Origin of the sequence: Nonomuraea sp. NPDC049637, from assembly GCF_040675235.1 — a bacterium.
Classification (GTDB): Bacteria; Actinomycetota; Actinomycetes; order Streptosporangiales; family Streptosporangiaceae; genus Nonomuraea.
This window is the reverse complement of the sequence record NZ_JBFAOM010000012.1, coordinates 38114-59379: the sequence shown is the minus strand read 5'-3', so window position 1 is coordinate 59379 and position 21266 is coordinate 38114. Positions and strand designations below refer to the sequence as shown.

The 21266-nt window shown below is 71.6% G+C and carries 23 protein-coding genes; 10 read left to right on the top strand and 13 right to left on the bottom strand.

What is annotated here, in order from left to right:
* The first annotated feature begins 700 nt into the window (after positions 1-700).
* Positions 701-904: a hypothetical protein gene (locus AB0J71_RS18590; RefSeq protein WP_364415134.1), complete on the top strand. Its 204-nt coding sequence runs from the start codon at positions 701-703 to the stop codon at positions 902-904.
* A gap of 30 nt (positions 905-934) precedes the next feature.
* On the opposite strand, the gene AB0J71_RS18585 is transcribed toward AB0J71_RS18590, so the two are convergent.
* From AB0J71_RS18585 to AB0J71_RS18575, 3 genes are all read right to left on the bottom strand, one after another.
* Positions 935-1744, bottom strand: a complete 810-nt coding sequence (locus AB0J71_RS18585) for a hypothetical protein (protein ID WP_364415132.1) — start codon at positions 1742-1744, stop codon at positions 935-937.
* A 75-nt stretch (positions 1745-1819) separates the two neighbouring features.
* Positions 1820-2041, bottom strand: coding sequence for a sigma factor-like helix-turn-helix DNA-binding protein (locus tag AB0J71_RS18580; protein WP_364415130.1), 222 nt, complete (start codon positions 2039-2041; stop codon positions 1820-1822).
* Positions 2017-2361: a sigma-70 family RNA polymerase sigma factor gene (locus AB0J71_RS18575; protein WP_364415128.1), complete on the bottom strand. Its 345-nt coding sequence runs from the start codon at positions 2359-2361 to the stop codon at positions 2017-2019. The genes AB0J71_RS18580 and AB0J71_RS18575 overlap by 25 nt, the downstream gene beginning before the upstream one ends.
* 132 nt (positions 2362-2493) lie before the next feature.
* Between AB0J71_RS18575 and AB0J71_RS18570 the strand changes: the two genes are divergently transcribed.
* Together AB0J71_RS18570 and AB0J71_RS18565 are read left to right on the top strand one after the other, a co-directional pair.
* Complete coding sequence (locus AB0J71_RS18570; protein WP_352325511.1) at positions 2494-3000, top strand: SigE family RNA polymerase sigma factor; 507 nt, start codon at positions 2494-2496, stop codon at positions 2998-3000.
* Positions 2997-3827, top strand: coding sequence for a hypothetical protein (locus tag AB0J71_RS18565; protein ID WP_364415126.1), 831 nt, complete (start codon positions 2997-2999; stop codon positions 3825-3827). Before AB0J71_RS18570 ends, AB0J71_RS18565 begins: the two co-directional genes overlap by 4 nt.
* Before the next feature lie 62 nt (positions 3828-3889).
* Here the strand turns inward: AB0J71_RS18565 and AB0J71_RS18560 are convergent, their stop codons facing one another.
* Complete coding sequence (locus AB0J71_RS18560; protein ID WP_364415124.1) at positions 3890-4471, bottom strand: GNAT family N-acetyltransferase; 582 nt, start codon at positions 4469-4471, stop codon at positions 3890-3892.
* A gap of 52 nt (positions 4472-4523) precedes the next feature.
* Here AB0J71_RS18560 and AB0J71_RS18555 point away from each other — a divergent pair, with 52 nt between their 5' ends.
* A complete protein-coding gene (locus tag AB0J71_RS18555; protein WP_364415122.1) occupies positions 4524-5447 on the top strand; it encodes a LysR substrate-binding domain-containing protein in 924 nt (307 codons plus the stop codon).
* On the opposite strand, the gene AB0J71_RS18550 is transcribed toward AB0J71_RS18555, so the two are convergent.
* Genes AB0J71_RS18550 through AB0J71_RS18530 form a run of 5 tightly spaced genes read right to left on the bottom strand, consistent with a single transcriptional unit; the run spans position 5416 to position 10230 of the window.
* Positions 5416-6168 (bottom strand): serine hydrolase, encoded by a 753-nt coding sequence (locus AB0J71_RS18550; RefSeq protein ID WP_364415120.1) that lies wholly within the window; start codon positions 6166-6168, stop codon positions 5416-5418. The two genes, AB0J71_RS18555 and AB0J71_RS18550, sit on opposite strands and share 32 nt — an antisense overlap.
* Positions 6165-7748, bottom strand: coding sequence for a D-aminoacylase (locus AB0J71_RS18545; protein ID WP_364415118.1), 1584 nt, complete (start codon positions 7746-7748; stop codon positions 6165-6167). Before AB0J71_RS18545 ends, AB0J71_RS18550 begins: the two co-directional genes overlap by 4 nt.
* 31 nt (positions 7749-7779) lie before the next feature.
* Positions 7780-8532 carry an amino acid ABC transporter ATP-binding protein gene (locus tag AB0J71_RS18540; RefSeq protein WP_364415238.1) on the bottom strand — a complete coding sequence of 251 codons (753 nt, stop codon included), beginning with the start codon at positions 8530-8532 and terminating at the stop codon, positions 7780-7782.
* 1 nt (position 8533) lies between these two features.
* On the bottom strand, positions 8534-9364 hold the full coding sequence (locus AB0J71_RS18535; protein WP_352325505.1) for an amino acid ABC transporter permease: 831 nt from the start codon (positions 9362-9364) through the stop codon (positions 8534-8536).
* Positions 9361-10230, bottom strand: a complete 870-nt coding sequence (locus tag AB0J71_RS18530; RefSeq protein WP_352325504.1) for an ABC transporter substrate-binding protein — start codon at positions 10228-10230, stop codon at positions 9361-9363. Before AB0J71_RS18530 ends, AB0J71_RS18535 begins: the two co-directional genes overlap by 4 nt.
* A gap of 122 nt (positions 10231-10352) precedes the next feature.
* Between AB0J71_RS18530 and lysA the strand changes: the two genes are divergently transcribed.
* A complete protein-coding gene (gene lysA, locus AB0J71_RS18525; protein WP_364415116.1) occupies positions 10353-11588 on the top strand; it encodes a diaminopimelate decarboxylase in 1236 nt (411 codons plus the stop codon).
* Positions 11589-11651: 63 nt separating this feature from the next.
* Here lysA and AB0J71_RS18520 read toward each other — a convergent pair whose 3' ends face one another.
* Both AB0J71_RS18520 and AB0J71_RS18515 read right to left on the bottom strand, forming a co-directional pair.
* Positions 11652-12167 (bottom strand): pyridoxamine 5'-phosphate oxidase family protein, encoded by a 516-nt coding sequence (locus AB0J71_RS18520; RefSeq protein WP_352325502.1) that lies wholly within the window; start codon positions 12165-12167, stop codon positions 11652-11654.
* A 102-nt stretch (positions 12168-12269) separates the two neighbouring features.
* Complete coding sequence (locus tag AB0J71_RS18515) at positions 12270-12728, bottom strand: MarR family transcriptional regulator (protein WP_364415114.1); 459 nt, start codon at positions 12726-12728, stop codon at positions 12270-12272.
* Between the two features lie 66 nt (positions 12729-12794).
* Between AB0J71_RS18515 and AB0J71_RS18510 the strand changes: the two genes are divergently transcribed.
* Both AB0J71_RS18510 and AB0J71_RS18505 read left to right on the top strand, forming a co-directional pair.
* Positions 12795-13301 carry an SgcJ/EcaC family oxidoreductase gene (locus AB0J71_RS18510; RefSeq protein WP_364415112.1) on the top strand — a complete coding sequence of 169 codons (507 nt, stop codon included), beginning with the start codon at positions 12795-12797 and terminating at the stop codon, positions 13299-13301.
* A 108-nt stretch (positions 13302-13409) separates the two neighbouring features.
* Positions 13410-14438, top strand: a complete 1029-nt coding sequence (locus AB0J71_RS18505) for a polysaccharide deacetylase family protein (RefSeq protein ID WP_352325498.1) — start codon at positions 13410-13412, stop codon at positions 14436-14438.
* Here AB0J71_RS18505 and AB0J71_RS18500 read toward each other — a convergent pair.
* Positions 14432-15514: a hypothetical protein gene (locus AB0J71_RS18500; RefSeq protein ID WP_352325497.1), complete on the bottom strand. Its 1083-nt coding sequence runs from the start codon at positions 15512-15514 to the stop codon at positions 14432-14434. The two genes, AB0J71_RS18505 and AB0J71_RS18500, sit on opposite strands and share 7 nt — an antisense overlap.
* Positions 15511-17190, bottom strand: a complete 1680-nt coding sequence (locus AB0J71_RS18495; protein ID WP_364415110.1) for a hypothetical protein — start codon at positions 17188-17190, stop codon at positions 15511-15513. Before AB0J71_RS18495 ends, AB0J71_RS18500 begins: the two co-directional genes overlap by 4 nt.
* Positions 17191-17258: 68 nt before the next feature.
* Here AB0J71_RS18495 and AB0J71_RS18490 point away from each other — a divergent pair, with 68 nt between their 5' ends.
* The 3 genes from AB0J71_RS18490 to AB0J71_RS18480 all read left to right on the top strand — a co-directional run bounded on the left by AB0J71_RS18490 (position 17259) and on the right by AB0J71_RS18480 (position 21233).
* On the top strand, positions 17259-17789 hold the full coding sequence (locus AB0J71_RS18490; protein ID WP_364415108.1) for a hypothetical protein: 531 nt from the start codon (positions 17259-17261) through the stop codon (positions 17787-17789).
* Between the two features lie 287 nt (positions 17790-18076).
* On the top strand, positions 18077-20203 hold the full coding sequence (locus tag AB0J71_RS18485) for a serine/threonine-protein kinase (RefSeq protein ID WP_364415106.1): 2127 nt from the start codon (positions 18077-18079) through the stop codon (positions 20201-20203).
* Positions 20204-20258: 55 nt separating this feature from the next.
* Positions 20259-21233, top strand: coding sequence for a malate dehydrogenase (locus AB0J71_RS18480; protein WP_352325491.1), 975 nt, complete (start codon positions 20259-20261; stop codon positions 21231-21233).
* Positions 21234-21266: the final 33 nt, after the last annotated feature.

Sequence of the window (21266 nt, the reverse complement as noted above, 5' to 3'; positions counted from 1 at the left end):
TTCTGCGAAACATGACCCGTAAGTATTTCCACGTTTGGAAACTGTATGAGGCTGCAGTCGATGTCGTGTACACGCTGGGGTTTACCCGCCTCTGCGGATCACCCCCACGGGCGTGGGGACCGGGCCACGGAGTGCGACATCCTCTACCTCGACGACGGATCACCCCCACGGGCGTGGGGACCGGTCGCACCCGGAGGCCGGCGGCCTACGGCTCACCGGATCACCCCCACGTGAGGGTGGCCCGGTCTGGCAGTCGAGCTTGATGTCGGAGCCTCACCGATCCCCACACCCGTGGGGCGACCCGCAGAAACGAATGTTCGTGCAGCCAGCCCTGTCCCGATCCCCACGCCTCCGTGAAGGTGACCCGCCTACCGGCGTCATGTCGGAAACCGGTTTCACTCGATCCCCATGATCGTGAGGGGCATCGTGGGCTGGTTCGGGTGTGGCGCCATTCCTGGGCCGTCTCTGGGCCGTGCGAGGTGGGTCGACGATGACAGACGTTGATCGGCGATGACGGTGTTTGCCCAGGTCAGAGTCATGGTCGGTCATGATTTCGCAGGTCGGTGAAAGGGGCTTACAGTCCCTCAAGAAGAAGATGTCTGCTTGAGAGAAAACGGCCTCTACCTGCGGTTCCACGTCGCATGGTAGGGGCCGTTTCGCATGTCCGGGCCGTCTCGGTCTGGGGGGTTGTCCGCCGGGGTTGACGTGCGGGCAGGGGCGGCTATGTTCCTTCGCCCCGGCCGCGCACGCCGTCCCCGACGGCTGCACCGCGAGCACCGTCCTGCACGTCAACCCCAGTGTCGGGTACGTCTACAACGTCGGCCCCTGGGTCTCGCCCGGCCAGGTCTCCTCGGCCACCATCCCGCCCGGCACGATCATCTCCATCCGCGTCAACAAGCGCTGAGAGCCGGCGGAGGTCCCGGCGGCGGTGGGGTCAGTCCGGCTGGTCGTACCACTGGGGGACCGGGTGGGGGGTCGGCCGGGGGCCGGCGTCCGGGCCGGGGGTCACGTACAGGTCCACGGTGTCGGAGCTGCGGAAGCGGGTGGAGGCCACCGTCCAGCCGTCCTTGACGCGGCTCCGCGGGACGGCCTCGTCGAACCAGGAGGAGCTCCCGTCGGCCTGCTTGTCCAGCCACAACAACCGGTAGCCGGCCTTCAGCCCGCGGCGGTCGAGCTCGGCCCGTACGTCGGCGACCGTTCTGCCGTGGCTGGTGTAGCCGGGCAGGGCCTCTTCGCCCTCCGGGTCGACCGGACCCAGGTCCACGTACGCCTCGCCCGGTCTGGCGGGACGGCCGACGCCGAACACCACCCGGCCAGGGAAGTCGGCGGGCATCCACACCTTCGCGCAGGACACCGACGGGCACGGCTCGATCCCCTGGGCGCCGATGCTGCCGTGCCACTTGAAGCCGCCCGGGACGATCGAGCCGATCAGCTCCCCCACCTCGGACGGCGCCACCGGCACCATCTTGACGCTGACGTTCAGCCCGACCGCCCGGAACGCCTCCTCGAACCGGTGGCGGTCGGCGGTGGGGTCGGTGATGTTCACACTGAAGTACGTGTCGGCCTTCTTGATGGAGACGGCCGCGTTGGCGTAACTGGTGGCCGGGCCGCCGGTCAGGCCGGTGCCGACGGCGATCGCGGCGGCCGTCGCGGTGGCCGCCAGTCCGAGGACCAGCCCCCGGCGCGCCCGTCGGCGGGGCCGGGCCGCCACGGGCTGCCGCTCGTCCGACATGATCGCGTGCATGAGCTCCCGGGCCTCAGGGGCGGCGGCCTCCCCGGGCGAGGTCCTGGTCGCGGACGCGGGCGAGATCGGTGAGGTTCACAGCGAGCTTCCTTCCAGGGCGACGGCGCGCGGGTGGTCGATCCCGGCCTTTGCCAGGCCGCGGGCGAAACGTCTGCGGGCGCGGTACAGCCGGATCCGTACCGCGTTGCGGGAGATGCCGAGCATGCGGGCGATCTGCCCGTGGTCGAGCCTCTCCCAGGCGACCAGGGAGAGCAGTTCTCTGTCGTCGTCGGTCAGCTCGCGGAAGACCCGTCCCATCTGCGAGATCTCGTCCTCCGGTGGGCGGGCCAGCGCGGGGAGGCGGTGAGGCGGTCGCGCAGGGCCGCCGTACGCTGCTCGTGGCGTCGTTCGCCGCGCCGGTGGTTGGCGAGCACGCGGCGCGCCACCCCGTACAGCCACAGCCTGGCCTCGTCGCCCTCGGGCAGCTCCTCTATCCGCCGCCAGGCCGTGGTGAACGTCTCGGCCACGACGTCGGCGGCGTCCTCCGGGTGCGGGCAGCGGCGCAGGACGTACCCGAGTATGGGTTCATAAGTGGATTCGTAGACTTCCACGAACCGGGTGCCGGGATCGGCTCTCATCCGGTCTCCTTAGCTGGATCATCGTTCATCTACGTCCATGTCCGGAATTTCGCGGCATTTCCTGACGGGGAACGCGCCATAGATCCGCGGGATCGTCCGCATCTAGGGAGGTGAGACATCCGAGGAGATCCTTTGCATCCCGACCCGCAGCGAGACTTCACCGAGTTCGTCGTCGCGCGCTCCGACCGGCTGATCAGGCTCGCCTACCTCCTGACCGGCGACCAGCACGCCGCCGAGGACCTGCTCCAGACGGCGCTGGCCAGGACCGCCGGGCACTGGCGGCGGATCCGCGACAGTCCCGAGGCGTACGTGCGCAAGGTCATGTACCACGAGCAGGTCGGCCGCTGGCGAAGTCCGCGCTGGTCCCGCGAACGGCTGGTCCTGGAGCCTCCCGAGCGGGCGGCGGACGACCGGACGGACGAGGTCGAGACGCGCCTCACCCTCGCCAAGGCGCTGCGGGTCCTGCCGGCGCGCAAGAGGGCGGTCCTGGTGCTGCGTTACTACGAGGACCTGCCGGAGTCGGAGGTCGCCGCGATCATGGGCTGCTCGGTGGGGACCGTGCGCAGCCAGACGCACCAAGCCATCGTCCGGCTGCGCGAGCTGATCAGCGACACCGTCACCCTGGAGGGCCTGAAATGAACACCGACGAGAGCCGGATCGCGGCGGAGCTGCGCCTGATGGCCGACGAGGCCAGGCCCGTGGACGCGCTCGCCTGCGCCGGACAGGCCCGGATCGCCGCCCGGCGGCGACGGCGAGCGTCGTGGTCGGCCGCCGGGCTCGTCGCGGCGGCCTCTGTGATCGCCTCGGTGGTCGCCCCGTCGATCGTCGCGACGCCCCGAGGCGCCGGTCAGGTCACCGGGGCGGAGGTGGACCGCCTGCCGTACAACAGCCCTGAGCAGGCGCGGGCCGTCCGGGCGTGCATGCCCGGCGGAGGGCCTCGCAGCGGCGTGAACGGCACCCGGCGCCTGCCCGAGCACGGCACGGCCGAGGACTTCCGGCTGCTGGTGGAGTACCGGGACCAGGGCGGGTCCACCGCCCTGGTCGGCAGCAGGAAGGGCTTCGTCCTGTGCACGGAGACGGAACCGGCGATCTTCACGTACTGGGGGTTCGAGGCTCCGGGAGACCTGACCGGCTTCCCGGCCGCCCTTCAGGTGGACGCCTACACCCTGCACGCCCAGCCGGAGCGGGCCGGGAAGGAGGACGTCTACCGCGTCGTGGCCGGCCGGGTCAAGGCGGACGTGCGCCGGGTCGAGGTCGGCTGGGCGGACGGCCGGCGTGCCGAGGCGCGCGTGGCCGGCGGCTTCTTCATCGCCCGGGTGCTGACGGGATCGATCCCCGGCGCGTCCGCCAGGCGGGTCACCACCCTGAAGGCGCCACCGGCCACGGTCACCGCGTACGGCACGCGGGCCGAGGTCCTGGGGCAGGAGAAGAACGTGCCCTTCCGCCTGCTGGGCCGGGACGGCTGACGGGACGCCGGGGCGAGTCGCTGGGCCTGGGTGGGGGACGGGACGCCGGGGCGGGCCGCTGGTCAGTGCCTCGTCCGCCGCCAGTCCTCCGCGGTGAGGCGGTACAACATGTGGCGGCGCAGCCGGTGGCCGGGCGGCAGGACGGGGTGGTCGAAGTCCCCGCCGGGGTCGTGGACCATCCCGAGGCGGCGCATGACGGCGCTGGAGCGGGTATTGACCGTGGCCGTGAAGGAGACCACCTCCGCCAGGCCGAGCCGGTCGAAGGCGAAGCCGAGCGCCGCGGTGGCCGCCTCGCTCGCGTAGCCGTGCCCCCACGACCTGCGGTTGAGCCGCCAGGCGATCTCCGTCGCCGGCATGAAGGGGGCCTCGAACGACGGCTGGTGCAGGCCGGTGAAGCCGATGAACTCGCCGGTGTCCAGCCGCTCCAGCGCCCAGCGTCCCCAGCCCTGCCGGGCGATCAGCTCGTCGCCGGCGGCTGCGAACGCGTCGCTCTGCTCGCGGCTGAGCGTGGCGGGGAAGTGTTCCATGACCTCGGGATCGGCGTTGAGCTCCGCGAAGGGCTCTCGGTCGGCGGGGCGCCAGGGCCGCAGCAGGAGGCGCTCGGTCCGCAGCTCGGCCGCCGGCAAAGGGGTGGAGTCGGTCACCGGTGACATCGTATGCGCGGAGCGAGGTGGGGGAGCTCGTACTCTTGGTCCCGTGTTGAGTAGTAACCGGCTGCGTGTCCTGCTTGAGGTGTTCAGGACGGGCAGCATCGCCGGTGCGGCCAGGGTGCTGAAGTTGTCGCCGTCCGCCGTGTCGCACCAGCTGTCCCGGCTGGAACAGGAGGCTGGGGTCGGGCTGGTCGAGCGCAACGCCCAGAGCCTGCGGCTGACCGAGGCGGGACGCCGCCTGGCCATCCGCGCCCAGGAGGTCGTCGACATCATCGAGGCGGCCGAGAAGGACCTGCTCGCCCAGGCCAGGGTGGACGCCGGCGAGCTGCGCATCGGCTTCTTCGCCTCCGCCGGCTACCGGCTGCTGCCGCTGGCGCTGTCGCGCTTCGCCTCCCGGTATCCCAAGGTGGCGCTCGACCTGGTGGAGGGCCAGCCGTACGAGCTGCTGCCCGATCTGGAGCGCGGCGCGCTCGACGTGCTGGTGGTCTTCGAGCACGCGCTGGACCCGTGGCAGTGCCCGGAAGGGGTGGAGGTCGTCCACCTGTTCGACGAGCCGCAGCTGCTGGTCCTGCCCACCGGCCACGTCGCCGCCCAGCGGCCCAAGGTGCGGCTGGCGGACCTGGCCGAGGAGCCGTGGATCACCACGTTCGGCGCCGAGCACCCGGTGTCGATCCTTGAGCGGGCCAGCATGCTGGAGGGCTTCTCGCCGCAGATCCGCTGCCGCAGCGACCACTACGAGGTGACGATCGGCCTGGTACGGGCCGGGCTCGGCGTCGCGCTGGTGCCGAGCCTCGGCCTGCAGGGCGCGACCGGGCTGCACACCTGCCGGCTGACCACGCCGAACCTGTTCCGCAGGATCGGCGTGGCCAGGCGGCCGACCAATCCCAACCCGGCCGCCCGGTCGTTCCTGGCCTACCTGCGTACGGCCTCGGCCCAGCTCAGGAACTCGCTGGAGCCGTCGCTGCGCTGAGGCGGGCGGCGACGTCCAGGCCGGCCCGCCGTACGGCGGAGGTCAGGTCGTGCTCGCTGCCCGCGGGGCCATGGGCGAGGACGGCGTAGGCGATGCGGCCGTCCATGATGCCGACGTCGGACCGGACGCCCTCGTCGGTGCCGGTCTTGTTGGCCAGCCAGTCGCCCTCGGGGTCGTGCCTGACCAGGGCGGGGACGAGACCGTGGTCGGTGTTCCGGTGCATCCAGCCGCGCATGAGCGCCTGCCAGCCGCCCGGACCGGCCAGGAGCGCGGCCAGGCCGGACAGCTCGGCCGCGGTGCCGATCGCGAACGTCGGCGGGTCCTGCGGGGTGCGCGGTTCCCTGATGCGGTCGAGCAGCCTGGTCCGCGACAGCCCGAGGGCCGCGGCGGCCGCGTTGACCCGATCCAGGCCGATCGTGCGCAGCAGCGCGTTCGTGGCGGTGTTGTCGCTGACGGCGGCCGTCAGCAGGGCGAGGTCGCCGATCGTCCAGGCACGCGCGGACAGCGACATGAGCAGCCCGGAGCCGCCGCAGTAGTCGTCGTCGTGCAGCGTCACGGGCGTGTCGGGGGCCAGGATGCCGCCCTCGACGCTCATCGCCACCTCGGCCAGCAGCAGCAGCTTGCCGACGCTGGCCAGCGGCAGCTCGGCGTCCTCGTTGACGCCGTGGAACTCGCCCGTCACCAGATCCCGCGTCGCGACGGCGAGCGTGATGTCGTTCACCGCCCGATGATCCTTCCTGGTCTGTCCTCGGTGAGTTCGTTGTCCTCCACGGCGAGCCGTCCGGCCACGACGACGGCCCTGAGGCCGGCGGGGGGCAGCAGCGGGTCGGCGTAGGTCGCGCCGTCGGCCACCGTCGCGGGGTCGAAGAGCACCAGGTCGGCGTGCGCTCCGTCGCGCACGACGCCCCGGTCCGCCAGGCCGAACCGCTCGGCCGCCATGCCGGTCATCTTGTGGACGGCGGTCTCCACCGGGAACAGCCCCTGCTCGCGGGAGTAGCGGCCGAGCACCCGGGGGAAGGTGCCGGCCAGCCGGGGGTGCGGATGGCCCGGCTTGGGCACGCCGTCCGAGCCGATCATGGCGAACTCGCTGGCCAGGACCCGCTGGACGTCGTCCTCGCGCATGGAGTGGCTGATGATCGTCACCTCGCCGTCCTCGGCGAGCAGCAGCTCGGCCGCCGCGTCCACCGGGTCGCCGCCCAGCTCGGCGATCGTGCGGCCCTCGGCCTCGGGGTGACGGGTGGCGCAGGCGACCGAGATGCGGTCCCAGCCGCCGTTGCCGACCGTGTTCTCCCAGCCCGGCACGCCCGTCTCGATGGCCGCGCGCATCCGGTCGCGCTGGCCGGGGTCGCGCAGCCGGTCGAGCAGCGCCTCGGTGCCGCCGTCGTTGGCCCACGGGGGGAACATCGCCGACAGCGACGTGCTGCCCTCGGTGTAGGGGTAGACGTCGCAGGTGAGGTCCATGCCCTGGGCGCGCAGCGCGGCGATGCGGGGGAGCGTGCGCAGGGTCTTGCCCCAGGCGTGCCTGCCGGCCGTCTTGTGGTGGCTGACGTGCAGCGCGGCCCCGCTCGTGCGGGCGATCTCGACGGCCTCCTCCAGCGCCTCCTCGACGCGGGACATCTCGTCCCGCAGGTGGGTGACGTACGGCTTGCCGTGCTTGGCCGCGACGCGGGCCAGCGCGACCACCTCGGCGGTGTCGCCGTACGTGCCGGGGGTGTAAATGAGGCCGGTGGACAGCCCGGCGGCGCCGGCGGCCAGCGCGTCGTCGAGCAGCGCGCACATGGCGGCGAGCTCGGCGGGGGTGGCCGGGCGGTCCTCGTAGCCGAGCACGCCGGCCCGCAGGGTGCCGTGGCCGACGAGGGAGGTCAGGTGGTTCGACCGGGGGGCCCGCTCGTGCGCCGCGACGAACCCGTCGTAGTCCTCAAAAATCGGGATGTCGCCGCCGAAGCCGGCCCGGCTCGACCGGCGCAGCGCCGGCACCCGCTCGGGCAGCGCCGGGAACAGGCTCGACCCGCAGTTGCCGCAGATCTCCACCGTGACGCCCATGAGCACGGGCGCGGCGGCCAGCTCCCGGCCCGCCTCCCCGAGCAGGGTGACCGCGTCGGAGTGGGTGTGCACGTCGATGAACCCGGGCGCGACCACCAGCCCGGCGGCGTCGATCACCCGCCCCCCGCCGCCGTCGGACGGGCCGCCCCCGGGCAGCAGGACGAGGCGGTCACCGCGGACGCCGACGTCGGCCCGGCGCAGCGGCGCGCCCGTCCCGTCGGCCACGAGGCCACCGCTGATCAGCATGTCGAGGCTCACGTGGCCGAACCCTCCCTGAGAAGCGAGCCGTTCACAGCACCTGCCCGAGGAAGGCGCGGGTGCGCTCGTGACGCGGCGCGGACAGCACCTCGCGCGGCGGCCCCTCCTCCACGATCACGCCGTCGTCGATGAACACCAGGTGGTCGCCCGCCTCTCTGGCGAAGCCCATCTCGTGGGTCACCACGATCATCGTCATCCCGCTGGCCGCCAGGTCGCGCATGACCTGCAGCACCTCCTGCACCAGCTCGGGGTCGAGCGCGCTGGTCGGCTCGTCGAACAGCATGAGCTTGGGGTTCATGGCCAGGCTGCGCGCGATCGCGACCCGCTGCTGCTGGCCGCCGGACAGCTGCCTGGGGTAGTGGCCGGCCCGGTCGGCCAGCCCCACCCGGTCGAGCAGCGTCCTCGCGCGCTCGGCCGCCTTCGCCTTCGACAGGCGCTTGACCGTGCACGGGCCCTCCATGACGTTCTCCAGCGCGGTCATGTGCGGGAACAGGTGGAAGCGCTGGAAGACCATGCCGATCTCCTGGCGCTGGCGGCACAGCTCGTCGGGCCGCAGCAGGTGCAGCTTGCCGCCCTGCTCGCTGAAGCCCATGAGCTTGCCGTCGACCCACACCCGGCCCGCGTCGATCGTCTCCAGCCGGTTGACGCAGCGCAACAGCGTCGACTTGCCGGACCCGGACGGGCCCACCACGCAGACCACCGCGCCGGCCGGCACGTCGAGGCTGACGCCCTTCAGCACCTCCAGCTGGCCGAAGCGCTTCCTGACCGATTCGATCTTCACCATGCTAGTGGCCACGGCTGAACCTCCTCTCCAGGGAGCGCTGGCCGAAGGTGGCCACGGTGGTGAGCAGCAGGTACCAGGTGGAGGCGACCACCAGCAGCGCGATCACCTCGAAGTTGTCCAGGTAGATGCGCTGGGAGACGGTCAGCAGCTCCGCGCCGGAGATGACCGAGACCATCGAGGTGGTCTTCAGCATGGAGATGAACTGGTTGCCGGTCGGCGGGATGATCACCCGCATCGCCTGCGGCAGCACGACCCTGCGCAGGATCTGCCGGTGCGTCATGCCCAGCGACTCGGCCGCCTCCCGCTGCCCGGGATCCACCGAACGGATGCCCGCGCGGACGATCTCGGCCATGTACGCGCCCTCGTTGATGGTCAGCCCGAGCAGCGCCGCCGTGAACGGCGTGATCAGCTCGTTGGCCGGCCACTGGAGGAACATCGGGCCGCCGAACGGCACGCCGAGCCCGATCTCGGGGAAGACCAGGCCGATGTTGAACCAGAAGATGAGCTGCACCAGCAGCGGCGTGCCGCGGAAGAACCAGGTGTAGAGGCCGGCCGCGCCGCGCAGCACCGGGCTGTCCGACAACTGCATGACGGCGGCGACCACGCCGAGGGCGACGCCGATGACCATGGACAGCGCGGTGAGCGCGATCGTGATCCACAGGCCGCCGAGCACGCGGCCGTCCAGCAGGAACTCGGCGATGACGTCCCAGTGGAGGTTGGGGTTGACGATGACGGTGTAGGCCAGCCACGCCATCACCAGGGCCGCGACCACCGCCGCGACGAGCCGCCCGGGCCTGGGCGGCTTCACCGCATCGATCGGGAGTTCCATCATGCGCCGGTGTTGATCGTGACCTTGGGCACGGCGTTGGCCGTCGTGCCGTACTTCTCCAGGATCTTGCCGTACTCGCCGCTGTCGATCAGCTCCTGGAGCGCCTTGGCGACGGCGTCGCGCAGGCCGGTCTGCTTCTTGTCGATCGCGATGCCCCAGGGGCCGGCGTCGTACTGCTCGGCCAGGACCTCGTACTTGCCGGTCTCCTTGGCGTACATGGCGGCCACGGGGGAGTCGACGATCGTGGCGACGGTACGGCCGGAGTCGATGGTGAGCAGGCCGGTGGGGGCGTCCTCGCTCTGCATGATCTCCATCTTCTGGGCGCACTTCTCGTTCTGGCGCTTGCCGATCTCCAGGTTGGAGCTGCCCTTGGCCAGGACGACCTTCTTGCCGCACAGGTCCTCAAGGGTCTTGATGCCCTCGGGGTTGCCCTTCTTGACCATGATCGAGCCGCCGGCGTTGAAGTAGTCGACGAAGTCGACGGCCTTGCGGCGCTGTTCGAGGTCGCTGAGCGCGGCCATGGCGATGTCCCACCGGCCGCCCTGCAGGCCGGGGATGAGACCGTCGAAGGAGGCGTTGATGATCCGGGTCTTCAGCCCGAGCCGCTCTCCGACCGCCACGGCCAGGTCGGCGTCGACGCCGGTCATCTCCTGGGTGCCCGGCTTGTACATCTCCATCGGGGGATAGCCTTCCGAGGTCGCCATGCGCAGCTCGCCGGACTTCCGTACGGATTCCGGGACGAGGTCCTTGGCGCTCTTGCCGGCCGAGGAGGGCGGCGTGGGGGCCGCCGCCGTACCCGAAGTGGACCTCCCGCATCCCGCGCCGAGCGCGCAGGCCGCCACCAGGGCGATGACCAGGTGTGTTCGCATGGCATGTCATCGTGGCCAGGCCATCAGGCGGCACCAAGCCTCGTGAAGGCATGCGACCCTGAGCAACGAATCCGTCGATGCTCGACCCTCCGGGCCCTCGCGGTTGTTTACGCTCGCCCCTCATGAGTTTGGACATCTGGCCCCAGACCGCCACATGGCATGACGGGGAGCTGCGGCTCGGCGGGATCGGCGCGGTCGAACTGGCCCGGGTGCACGGCACGCCCGCGTACGTGCTGGACGAGGCCGACTTCACCGCCCGCGCCCGCGCCTGGCTGGACGCGCTGCCCGACGGCGACGTGCACTACGGCGGCAAGGCGTTCCTCTGCCCCGAGGTGGTGCGCTGGCTGGACCGGCTGGGCCTGTCCCTCGACGTCTGCACGGGCGGCGAGCTGGCGGTGGCCATGGCCGGCGGGATGCCGCCGGAGCGGGTCGTCTTCCACGGCAACAACAAGTCGGCCGACGAGCTGCGCCGGGCCGTGGCCTGGGGCATCGGGTGCGTGGTCGTCGACTCCTTCACCGAGATCGCCAGGCTCGCCGAGATCGCCGCCTCCCTGGGCGTCCGGCAGCGGGTGATGATCAGGGTGACGCCGGGCGTGGACCCCCACACCCACGCCTTCATCGCCACCGGCGGCGAGGACTCCAAGTTCGGCTTCTCGCTGAGCGCCGGCGCCGCCGCGCTCGCGGTGGCGCAGGTGACCGCCGAGCCCGCGCTGGAGCTGTACGGCCTGCACTCCCACATCGGCTCGCAGATCTTCGAGCTGGACGGCTTCGGCACCGCCGCCGCCAGGATGGCCGCCTTCGCCGCCGAGACCGGCGTCACCAGGCTCGACCTGGGCGGCGGCCTCGGCATCGGCTACACGCCGGACGACCCCACCCCGCCCACGCCCGCCGAGCTGCTCGCCGTGCTCAGGAAGGAGACCGCGGGCCTGCACCTGGCCGTCGAGCCCGGCAGGTCGATCGCCGGGCCGTCCACGGTCGCCCTGTACGAGATCGGCACGATCAAGGGCCGGTACGTGAGCGTGAACGGCGGCATGAGCGACAACCCCCGCCCCGGCATGTACGGCGCCGCCTACACCGCAACCCTGGCCAACCGCGCCTCCGACGCCCCCGCCGGAGTGTTCACCGTGGTCGGCAAGCACTGCGAGAGCGGGGACGTGCTGGTCAGGGACATCGCGCTGCCCGGCGACGTGCGGCCCGGCGACCTGCTCGCCGTCCCGGTGTCGGGCGCCTACCAGCGCTCGATGGCCAGCAACTACAACCACGTGCCCAGGCCGCCGGTCGTCGCGGTGCGCGACGGGCAGGCGCGGGTCATCGTCCGCCGCGAGAGCGAGGAGGACCTGCTGCGGCTCTACCTGTGACGCGGCCGCGAACCCGCGCCGGCGGTCAGGGCGTGAGCCTTAACCGGGTCGGGGCGTGGGCGGTCAGGGCGTGAGCTTGGCCGGGTCGGGGGCGTAGGCGGTCATCCAGCTCGGGTGCAGCCGGAAGTAGACCACGTCGTTCTCCCAGTCGAAGGCGTCCGCGCCGTAGAAGTCCTTGAGGTAGGCGAGCAGGGCCGGCCAGTCGGCGGCCGGCTCGCCGTCCTGCGGGTTGAGGATCTCCACCGTGCCGTGGGTGAACACGCCCAGGTCCTCCCCGCGCATGTGGGCGACGCTGGCCGCCGGGCGGGCGGCGAGGTGGCGTGCCTTGGCGGCGCCGCGGGCCGTGCCGAAGAGCCACTTGCCGTGCAGGAAGTGGCCGTCGACGCCGCTGATCCGCGGCTCGCCCTTCGCCGTCACGGTGGACACGGCGAGCACGCGCATGCCGGTCAGAAGCCCGGTGAGCTGCTCGGCGTTCAGGGTGCGCTCGGTGACGATCGAGCGCAGGTGCGAGTTGGAGCGGGAGAGCGAGGCGTCGAGGAGCGCCTGGAGCTCTTCGAGCTCCTGCGGGGTTTCGCGCATTGAGGTCCTTGTCTGTACGTGCGTACCGGCCCGCGGTCGGCGCCGGCCGGTGGGACCATGCTCGCCCGGAAACCCGACACCCTGTGTCGTGTTTTCCGGAATTCAGGACGAATCTCTGACCCGGGCCGCCTGTTCCTCCTGGACCCTGCGGGCGGTGCGCAGGAAGTCCAGGATCACGGCCAGCTCGTCTTGCCCGTAGCCCGCCAGCGCCCGCGCGCCGGCCTGGCCGACCGGGACGAAGATCTCGGCCTCGGCGGCGCGGGCGGCGTCGGTGGCGGCGACCAGGACGCGGCGGCGGTTGCCCGGATCGGGCGCACGGGTCACCATGCCCGCGCGTTCCAGCCGGTCGATGACGGTGGTGACGGCCGCCGGGCTGAGCTTCAGCGCGAGGCTGAGCGCGCCCGCGGCGACCGGGCCCTCGGCCAGGACGACGTCGAGGCAGCGCAGGTCGGTGCGATTGAGGCCGAGCCGGGCCGCGGCGGCCTCGTCGAAGGCGTCGAAGCTCTGCTGCAGCTGCCGGAGCTCCATGGCGATCTCTCCGATGACGGCACGTTTCGACATTCGAACCTTTCTGGTATCGTACTTTTCGTCAGTCGAAATGACGATATCACCTCCGGAGGCAGCGCCATGCGTTCGACCACCCTCGCCTCGCCCGACACCGCCGACACCGCCGCGATCCAGCGCCTGTTCGCCGACTTCATGGCGGCCTGGACCGCCGGGGACGCCCGCGCGTTCGGCGCCCTGTTCACCGACGACTCCGACTACGTCTCCTACGACGGCACGATCGCCCGCGGCCGCCCGGCGCACGAGCTCAACCACGACAAGCTCTTCCGCGGCGTCCTGGCCGGCTCGGCGCTCGTCGGCGACCTGGAGTCGGTGCGCTTCCTCACCCCCGACGTGGCGGTGGCGCACGGCACGGCCTCCGTCCTGATGCCCTGGCGGTCCACGCTGCCCAGGCGGCGGCTGTCCCGGCAGACCGTCGTCGTGGTGCGGACGGGCGATGGCTGGCGCATCGGCGCCATCCACAACGGCCGGGTCCGGCCGGTCACCGTCCCGGAGCCGGACGCGTTCCCGTCCCGGATGTCGCAGCTGATGGCCCGGGTCGCCCGCCGGTTCGGCCTCGGCGGCAGATGACGCTTTTCGTAATCCCTGACCCTTCTTTGACGAGGTCGCGGCGTGGCGCAGTTGATCACCTGGGTAAGGCCCAACCTGTAACAGTCGTACGCGTCTCGGGGGGTTCGGATGCGACTGGGTATTTTGACAGGAGCGGGGCTGCTCGCGGCCGCCGTCGTCCTGACCGGGTGCGACTCGCCGCCCGACACTGCCAAGATCACCGACAGCAAGGCCGAGGCCGCGGCCAAACTGAAGCAGAGCAAGGCGGCCAAGATCGCGCTTGCGCGCAAGGTGAAGGCGAACGAGCTGGGCCAGATCCCGGTGCTGATGTTCCACCGGGTCATCAAGAACCCGGCCACCACCGACGACAGGACGCCGCAGCAGTTCCGCTCGGACCTCGAACGGCTGGTCAAGGAGGACTACGTCCCGATCAGCGCGTCGGAGATGGTGACCGGGAAGATCAACGTCCCGGCGGGCAAGCATCCCGTGGTCCTGACGTTCGACGACTCCTCGCCCTCGCAGCTCACCCTGAACGAGATGGGCGTCCCGCAGCCGGACACCGCCGTGGCGATCCTGCGCGAGGTGGCCGCCAAGCACCCGGGCTTCCGGCCGGCCGCCACCTTCTACGTCACCCGCGACATGTTCGGCAAGACCGTGCGCGAGGAGCAGGCCCAGACGCTGGGCTGGCTCAAGGACAACGGCTTCGACATCGGCAACCACACCCGTGACCACGTCAACCTGCACGGACGCTCGGAGAAGGAGGTGGAGGACCAGATCGGCGGCATCGCCAAGCAGATCGACGACCTGACCAAGGTCAAGCCCAACTCCATCGCCCTGCCGTACGGCAACCAGCCGCGCAAGAAGGAGTGGGCGCTGCACGGCAAGCTCTACAACCACGCCGGCGCGTTCCTGGCCGGGTACACGCCCGCGCCGTCGCCGTTCAGCAAGGCGTTCGACCCGGGCGGCATCCCGCGCATCCGGGTCATGGAGAAGAAGGGCGACTGCGCGCAGTTCTGCTCGGCGGCCTGGCTCGACTGGCTCAAGAACAACCCGGACATGCGCTACACCTCGGACGGTGACGTCAGCACGGTCGCGTACCCGAAGTTCAAGAACCCGTACCTGCGCAAGTCCTTCACCACCTGGAGCCTGCCCTACTGACGGACGCGCCCGAGCACCACGCTCAGCTCGGCGGGCTGCAGCATGAAGTCGGCCACCTCGCCGGTGACGTCGATCGGGCGGACGGCCCCGGTGCGCAGGTCCAGCACCAGGTAGGAGGTCTCGCCCAGCGGGCCCTTCGCCCGGACCGCGAGGGTGTGCTCGTCCTCCCAGCGCAGCAGGGCGGCCAGCCACCAGCCGGTGGCCAGCCGCGGCGCGACCGTGCGCACGTGTCCGCCCGTCTTCGTGTCGAACAGGGCGACGCCCTGCTGGAGCACGCCGCCGGGGGTGAGCTCCCGGTGCCGTGACGCGATCAGGCGGCCGGAGGGGGACGGCTCGACGGCCCACTCCACGTTGCCCGGCATGGTGTAGCTGCGCAACAGGTCGCCCTTGGGGGAGTAGACGGCGTACCACACCGACCTGAGGTGGCCCGGGGAGCGGCGGGAGGGCTCGCCGCTCCTCATGACGAGACCTTCCGTCGTCCATCCGGCGACCTGCCCGCGGTCCGGGAGGCGGACGGCCGTGCCGCGGGCGACGTCCACGATCACGGGCGGCTCCAGCGTCACCTCCTTGTCCTTGGTCAGATGGTCGGGCTGGACGAGCACGTGGCGGCCGTCCAGGGAGAACAGCGGTGGCTGAGCTCCGAAGAACGCCGTGACGGTCCCGCGCGGCTGTCTGACGGGGAGGCGTTCGACGGCTCCCGTCCGCAGGTCGGCCACGACGTAGGTGTTGTCGCTGTCCCGCAGGAAGGCGGCACGCCGGCCGTCCCGGCTGAGGGCGAACATCGTCTCGTCGAAGCTGTACGGCAGGCGGCCGCGCTCCGCGCCGTCCCCGACGAGGATCATGTGCGCGCACTCGTCGCAGCTCGGGACGTACGCGTAGCGGATCGGGGTGGCGTACTTCGTGCGCTTCGCGGGCTTCACCGGCTTCTCGGCCGTCTTGGTCGCAGTGACCGGCTGGGAGCGGACGAACCGCACGCCGGGCTCCGCCGGCAGGGGCGCGGCGACCCACGCGGCGGCCAGCACCACGCTCAGGGCGGCGGCCCCCGCCCGCCAAGGAAGCCTCCGGCGGCGCGTCACGCCAGCCTGCCGACGACGACCTCGCCAAGGCGGGAGGGGACGTTCTTCACCTGGCGGCTCTTCCCCGTCTCCAGGTCCACGAGGTACAGGACGGGATCGTCCCAGCCGAGCATGACGAGCAGGCGCCCGTCCTCCGTCCACCGCACCAGCTCGGCCTCGACGCCCGGCCCGCCCAGCGTCGCGCGCGCCCGCACCCGGCCGCCGGTGTGCGGATCCATGGTCAGCACCTCGTTTTCCGAGAAGAGGACCAGGCGGTCGCCGTCGGGCGTGAGCAGCGCCTGCAACGCCGGGTCGAAGGGCGTCCTGGTGCGTACGGCCCCCCGCGCGTCGAGCGTGACCAGCTCGGTGTCGGGGGCGCCCTCCAGGGCACGCCGGCCGGTGGTGGCCACCACCTTGCCGGGCACGACGCCGATCACGCGGCCGATGCCGGGCAGCCGCCTCCGGGCCCCGGTGACGGCGTCCACCAGGTCCACTCCGTCGGGCCAGGTCAGGATGACGTGCCGGTCGTCCTGGCCGAAGGCCGCGTCGGGCACGCCTTCGCCGGGGCCGGTCAGCGGGCGCGGGGCGTTCTCGGCGGACAGGTCGTGCAGCATGAGACGGCCGGTCGCCGCGTCCAGGTAGATCAGGCGGTAGCCGTCGCCGCTGATCACGAGCGGCGCCCGCCGATTGCTGATCGGCATCACCGCGCGGGCCTGGGGAAGGGCGACCGTCTGCCATGAGCCGGCGCGTCTCAGGTGCAACCGCCAGCGGTGGTGGCTGCTCTGGTCGGCGTAGCCGATCGGCGCGGGGAGCGGCCCGGTGAGCGCCGCGGGAGCAGGCGGCGAGGCGCCGCGCCAGACCACGAGGCCGTTCCAGGCCATGATCAGGCAGACGGTGACCAGCGCCGCCGACACGGCGCGCCAGGGCACCCGCCACCGGCCCGGCACACCGGGCCGGGGACGTCCGGAGAGGATCCAGGCGACCAGGGGCAGTCCCCGAACCGCCACGTGGCTGAGGAGAAGCAGGTCGTCGTGGAGGCCGGGCAGCTCGGAGAGCGGCGCCGCCCACAGCGCTGCCGCGCTCCCGCCCGCCATCAGCATCCGGGCCGTGTCCGACCTCATGGCCGCCTCGGCGGCGACCAGATCGGCGGGCCCCTGCGCGAGGGGGCGGCCCAGATCGTGCAGCACGGCCTGGACGATCACCACGACGGCGAGCGTCCACGCGGCGGCGGCGCGTTCGGCGAATCCGACGTCACCCAGGAAGGAACGTGCCACCACGTGGAGCGCGACGCCGCAGGAGAGGGCGGCGCAGATGCGCCAGACGATGACGAGCGGTCGTGACCCGAGGCCCAGCCTAGGCGCGCGGAGCGTCCGTGGTCTCGGCCCGCTGCCCTTGGACAGCTCGCCGGCCAGCACTCCGAGGGTCCAGCCGCCCACCGGCAGGAAGAGGCGGAGGCCGAGGTCGTCCGAGACCGGCGGCAGCGCCATGAGAACCGTTCCCGCACTCGCCCCCGCCCACCGGAACCGCCGGGTGACCTGCATGTGGCGCAGCATCGCCGGGCCGTTGAACGCGGTGAAGGCCACCTGCTGCCGGGCCGAGAACCGGTCCGCGGCGGCCCGGCTCATCGGCCTGTTCACGACGAGCGCCGCTGTCGCCGCCGACAGCACCGCGACGGCGACGACGATCGCGATCACCATGAAGAGGCCTCTTCCGGCCCATCCAGGAAGGGGGCACAATACGCCTTTCCGGGACGGAAGGGGCTGGCGTGGTTTCTCCGGAGATCTGGGAACGGCTCAACCACCGGGCGGGCATGCTCACCCGCCGGCAGGCGTGGCGCTGGCGGGCGGCGGCCGCCGCCGGCGCGGCGACGGCGCTCCTCGTCCTGGCCGGCTGGTCCAGCGGCGCCCTGTTCCCGCGCGTCGAGGAGCTGGGAGGCAACAGCTCCGTAAGGAGGTCCCAGGACGAGCTCGGCCGGCCGACCGGTCTCCAGGGCACGGTGAGCCGGTACCTCCACAACCAGGGCCACTTCCCCGTGACGGTCACCGGGGTGGGCGTGGAGGGAGCGGGGCTGAGGATGACGTCGGCGCGGGGCGAGGACGGCCGCGCCCTGCCCCTGACGATCCCCGCCGGGCAGGGCGTGTCCTTGAGCCTCGGCGTGGTCGTCACGGACTGCGCGGCCGCCGCCTCCACGGGTTCCCGTGTGGTGCTGGAGGTCGATCGCTGGTGGGGGCGCGTCGCCGTGCGGCCGGAGATCAGAGGCGACCTGTACCACGCGGTGGACCTGGACTGCCGGTGACCGGCTCATGTTGATCAACCGTAGCGACCGGCGGAGTTGGGACGCCAGGTTGGAAGGAGGATTTCCTGATTGCACTCTGATGTCCGCGGCGGCGAGGAGGTCGTCGAAGACCCGACCCGTGATCTGCGACCAACCAGTCAAGACCGCTGTTACAGGGTCCGAATGGACGCTGTGTACGGGCTTTGTGCAAAAACCGGTGAGTCACGAACGGTTAACGGATCCCTGGGAAGTTGCTGAGCGTCGTAAAGTTTGCGTGGTTGGGGTTCAGTGAACGTGGGGAAAGACGAATGCCGCAGATCGCGCCGCTGGTGGCCGGCGATCCAGCGCTGCTGGGATCGTTCCGGCTGTCCGGACGGATCGGCGAGGGCGGCCAGGGGATCGTCTACCTGGGCGTCAACGAGCAGGGCGAGCGGGCCGCGATCAAGCTGCTGCACGTGAAGTTCAGCGGTGACACGATCGCCAGGTCGCGCTTCGCCAGGGAGCTCAAGGCGGCCCAGCGGGTGGCCTCCTTCTGCACCGCGCGGGTGATGGAGGCCGACCTCGACGGCGACACGCCGTACATCGCCAGCGAGTACATCGACGGGCGGGCGCTGCGCGACATCGTCGAGACCGACGGCCCGCTCAGCGGCACGGTGCTCGACCGGCTGGCCATCGGCACGGCCACCGCGCTCACCGCCATCCACCACGCCTCGATCGTCCACCGGGACTTCAAGCCCGACAACGTGCTCATCGCCGCCGACGGGCCGCGCGTGGTCGACTTCGGCATCGCCCGCATCATCGACTCGACCGGCACGATCACCAGCCGCGCGATCGGCACGCCCGCCTACATGGCGCCCGAGCAGATCGCCGGCGACGACATCGGGCCCTTCACGGACGTGTTCGCCTGGGGCGCGACCATGGCCTTCGCCGCCACCGGGAAGGCGGCCTTCGAGGGCAAGTCGATCGCCGTGGTGCTCAACCGCATCCTGAACCACCAGGTCGACGTCGACGTGATGCACGAGCCGCTGCGGGGCGTGGTGCGTTCGGCGCTGGCCAAGTCGCCCGACGAGCGTCCCTCGGCCGACCAGCTCCTGCTGCGCCTGCTCGGGCAGACCGGCACGGCGGCCGGGGCCTCGACGGCGGTGCTCACCAGGGGCGTGCAGGTGGCCGGCGACGACACGACGCCGTTCACGCGGGTGTCGGCCACGTCCATCACCGAACGTCCCGCCACGCAGGCCACCGGCCACCCCACCCGCCCCCCGTCCGGCACGACCCCCGCCCACCCGGCCACGACCGGCACCGGATCAGCGCACCCGACCGGCACCGGATCAGCGCATTCGACCGGCACCGGGACGCCGCACACGACCGGGTCCGGCACCGCGCATCCGACCGGCACCCCGCACACGACCGGCACCGGGACCGGTGTCTCCGGGCGTGCGGAGACCGTGCAGTCCGGCCAGAACCGGGGCCAGGGCCAGGATCAGGGTCAGGACCAAGGCCGGGGCCCGGCGGTCAGGCCCCTCGGCGAGCCCGTGCCGTCCGGCGGCCGGCGGCGGCTCAAGGTGTGGCTGGCGCTGGCCGCCGCGCTCGTCATGCTGGCGGTCGTGGCCGTCGCGGCGATGGCGAACGGCTGGTCGCCGCTGGCGTTCAAGGGCGAGGTCGTGACCCCCGCGCCGACGGGGAAGAAGAACTCGCGGCCCCCCATGTTCGCCTCGGTGGTGGACAAGGTCGCCCAGACCGGAAAGATCGTCGTCGGCGTCAAGGGCGACCTGCCGGGCGTCGGCCTGCAGAACGGCGACGACTTCACCGGGTTCGACGTCGAGGTGGCCAAGCTGGTGGCCGCGGCGCTCGGGGCGGAGGAGACCAGGTTCGCCCGGGTCGGCCGGAACGACCGGGCGGCCGCGCTGGCCGACGGCAGGGTCGACCTGGTCGTCGCCACGTACTCGGTGGACAAGAGCGAGACCAGGTTCGCCGGGCCGTACTACGTGGCCCACCGCGACGTGCTGGTACGCGCCGGCACCGGCATCGACTCGCTCGACGACCTCAAGGGCAAGAAGATCTGCGCGCTCGACACCCCGACGGTCGGCGAGGTGCAGGACAGGGTGAAGGTCGAGCCCGTGACCGCCGGCAACTACGCGGCCTGCATGGACCTGCTCAGGAACGGCAAGGTCGACGCGGTGCCCGGCGAGGACCTGATCCTGGCCGGGTTCGCCAGCCGGGAGAACATGCGCTACAAGATCATCGGCGCCAAGCTGGACAACGAGCGGTACGCGGTCGGCATCCGCGGGGGCGACACCAAGACCTGCGCCGCCGTCAAGGGGGTCATCGCCGACCTCTACCGCAAGGGCACCATCAAGAAGCTCCTGGACAGCCACTTCGAGAAGGTCGACTTTCAGCCCGAGCTGAAGGTGCCCGCGATGGAGCCCTGCGGATGACGAGCGGTAACATCCGAAAGTCCAACGAATTCATCCAGTGAGTTAGGGGAAGGCCATGGCCACGCCCGTCAAGGTAACCGTCACCGGGGCCGCCGGTCAGATCGGCTACGCACTGCTGTTCCGCATCGCGTCGGGGCAGCTGCTCGGCGCTGACGTCCCGGTCAAGCTGAGCCTGCTGGAGATCCCCCAGGCGGTGAAGGCGGCCGAGGGCACCGCCATGGAGCTCGACGACTGCGCGTTCCCGCTGCTGTCCGGCATCGAGATCACCGACGACGCCAACGTGGCCTTCGCCGGCGCCAACGTCGCCCTGCTGGTCGGCGCCATGCCGCGCAAGGCCGGCATGGAGCGCGGCGACCTGCTCGGCGCCAACGGCGGCATCTTCGGCCCCCAGGGCAAGGCGATCAACGAGCACGCCGCCGACGACATCCGCGTCCTGGTCGTGGGCAACCCGGCCAACACCAACGCGCTCATCGCCCAGCAGCACGCGCCCGACGTCCCGGCCGAGCGCTTCACCGCGATGACCCGCCTCGACCACAACCGCGCGCTGTCCCAGCTCGCCGCCAAGCTCCAGGTCCCGGTCACCGAGATCAAGAAGATGACCATCTGGGGCAACCACTCCGCCACCCAGTACCCCGACCTGTTCCACGCCGAGGTCGGCGGCAAGATCGCGGCCGAGCAGGTCGAGGGCGAGTGGCTGCGCGAGACGTTCATCCCGACGGTCGCCAAGCGCGGCGCCGCCATCATCGAGGCCCGTGGCGCCTCCTCGGCCGCCTCGGCCGCCAACGCCGCGATCGACCACGTCCACGACTGGGTCAACGGCACCGAGTGGACCTCGGCCGCCGTCGTCTCCGACGGCTCGTACGGCGTGCCCGAGGGGCTCATCTCGTCCTTCCCGGTGCGTTCGGTCGGCGGCCGGTACGAGATCATCCAGGGCCTGGAGATCGACTCCTTCTCCCGCGAGCGCATCGACGCCAGCGTGCGCGAGCTGACCGAGGAGCGCGACGCCGTCCGCGAGCTCGGTCTCATCTGAACCCGGGCGCGACACCTCCGGACGCGCGTCCCC

What these genes read in the sequence shown, in the direction of transcription:
- AB0J71_RS18585 (WP_364415132.1), bottom strand. Translation starts at nt 1,744, where the DNA reads ATGCACGCGATCATGTCGGACGAGCGGCAGCCCGTGGCGGCCCGGCCC.
- AB0J71_RS18580 (WP_364415130.1), bottom strand. Translation starts at nt 2,041, where the DNA reads ATGGGACGGGTCTTCCGCGAGCTGACCGACGACGACAGAGAACTGCTC.
- AB0J71_RS18575 (WP_364415128.1), bottom strand. Translation starts at nt 2,361, where the DNA reads ATGAGAGCCGATCCCGGCACCCGGTTCGTGGAAGTCTACGAATCCACT.
- AB0J71_RS18565 (WP_364415126.1), top strand. Translation starts at nt 2,997, where the DNA reads ATGAACACCGACGAGAGCCGGATCGCGGCGGAGCTGCGCCTGATGGCC.
- AB0J71_RS18540 (WP_364415238.1), bottom strand. Translation starts at nt 8,532, where the DNA reads ATGGTGAAGATCGAATCGGTCAGGAAGCGCTTCGGCCAGCTGGAGGTG.
- AB0J71_RS18535 (WP_352325505.1), bottom strand. Translation starts at nt 9,364, where the DNA reads ATGATGGAACTCCCGATCGATGCGGTGAAGCCGCCCAGGCCCGGGCGG.
- AB0J71_RS18530 (WP_352325504.1), bottom strand. Translation starts at nt 10,230, where the DNA reads ATGCGAACACACCTGGTCATCGCCCTGGTGGCGGCCTGCGCGCTCGGC.
- lysA (WP_364415116.1), top strand. Translation starts at nt 10,353, where the DNA reads ATGAGTTTGGACATCTGGCCCCAGACCGCCACATGGCATGACGGGGAG.
- AB0J71_RS18520 (WP_352325502.1), bottom strand. Translation starts at nt 12,167, where the DNA reads ATGCGCGAAACCCCGCAGGAGCTCGAAGAGCTCCAGGCGCTCCTCGAC.
- AB0J71_RS18515 (WP_364415114.1), bottom strand. Translation starts at nt 12,728, where the DNA reads ATGTCGAAACGTGCCGTCATCGGAGAGATCGCCATGGAGCTCCGGCAG.
- AB0J71_RS18510 (WP_364415112.1), top strand. Translation starts at nt 12,795, where the DNA reads ATGCGTTCGACCACCCTCGCCTCGCCCGACACCGCCGACACCGCCGCG.
- AB0J71_RS18505 (WP_352325498.1), top strand. Translation starts at nt 13,410, where the DNA reads ATGCGACTGGGTATTTTGACAGGAGCGGGGCTGCTCGCGGCCGCCGTC.
- AB0J71_RS18495 (WP_364415110.1), bottom strand. Translation starts at nt 17,190, where the DNA reads ATGGTGATCGCGATCGTCGTCGCCGTCGCGGTGCTGTCGGCGGCGACA.
- AB0J71_RS18485 (WP_364415106.1), top strand. Translation starts at nt 18,077, where the DNA reads ATGCCGCAGATCGCGCCGCTGGTGGCCGGCGATCCAGCGCTGCTGGGA.
- AB0J71_RS18480 (WP_352325491.1), top strand. Translation starts at nt 20,259, where the DNA reads ATGGCCACGCCCGTCAAGGTAACCGTCACCGGGGCCGCCGGTCAGATC.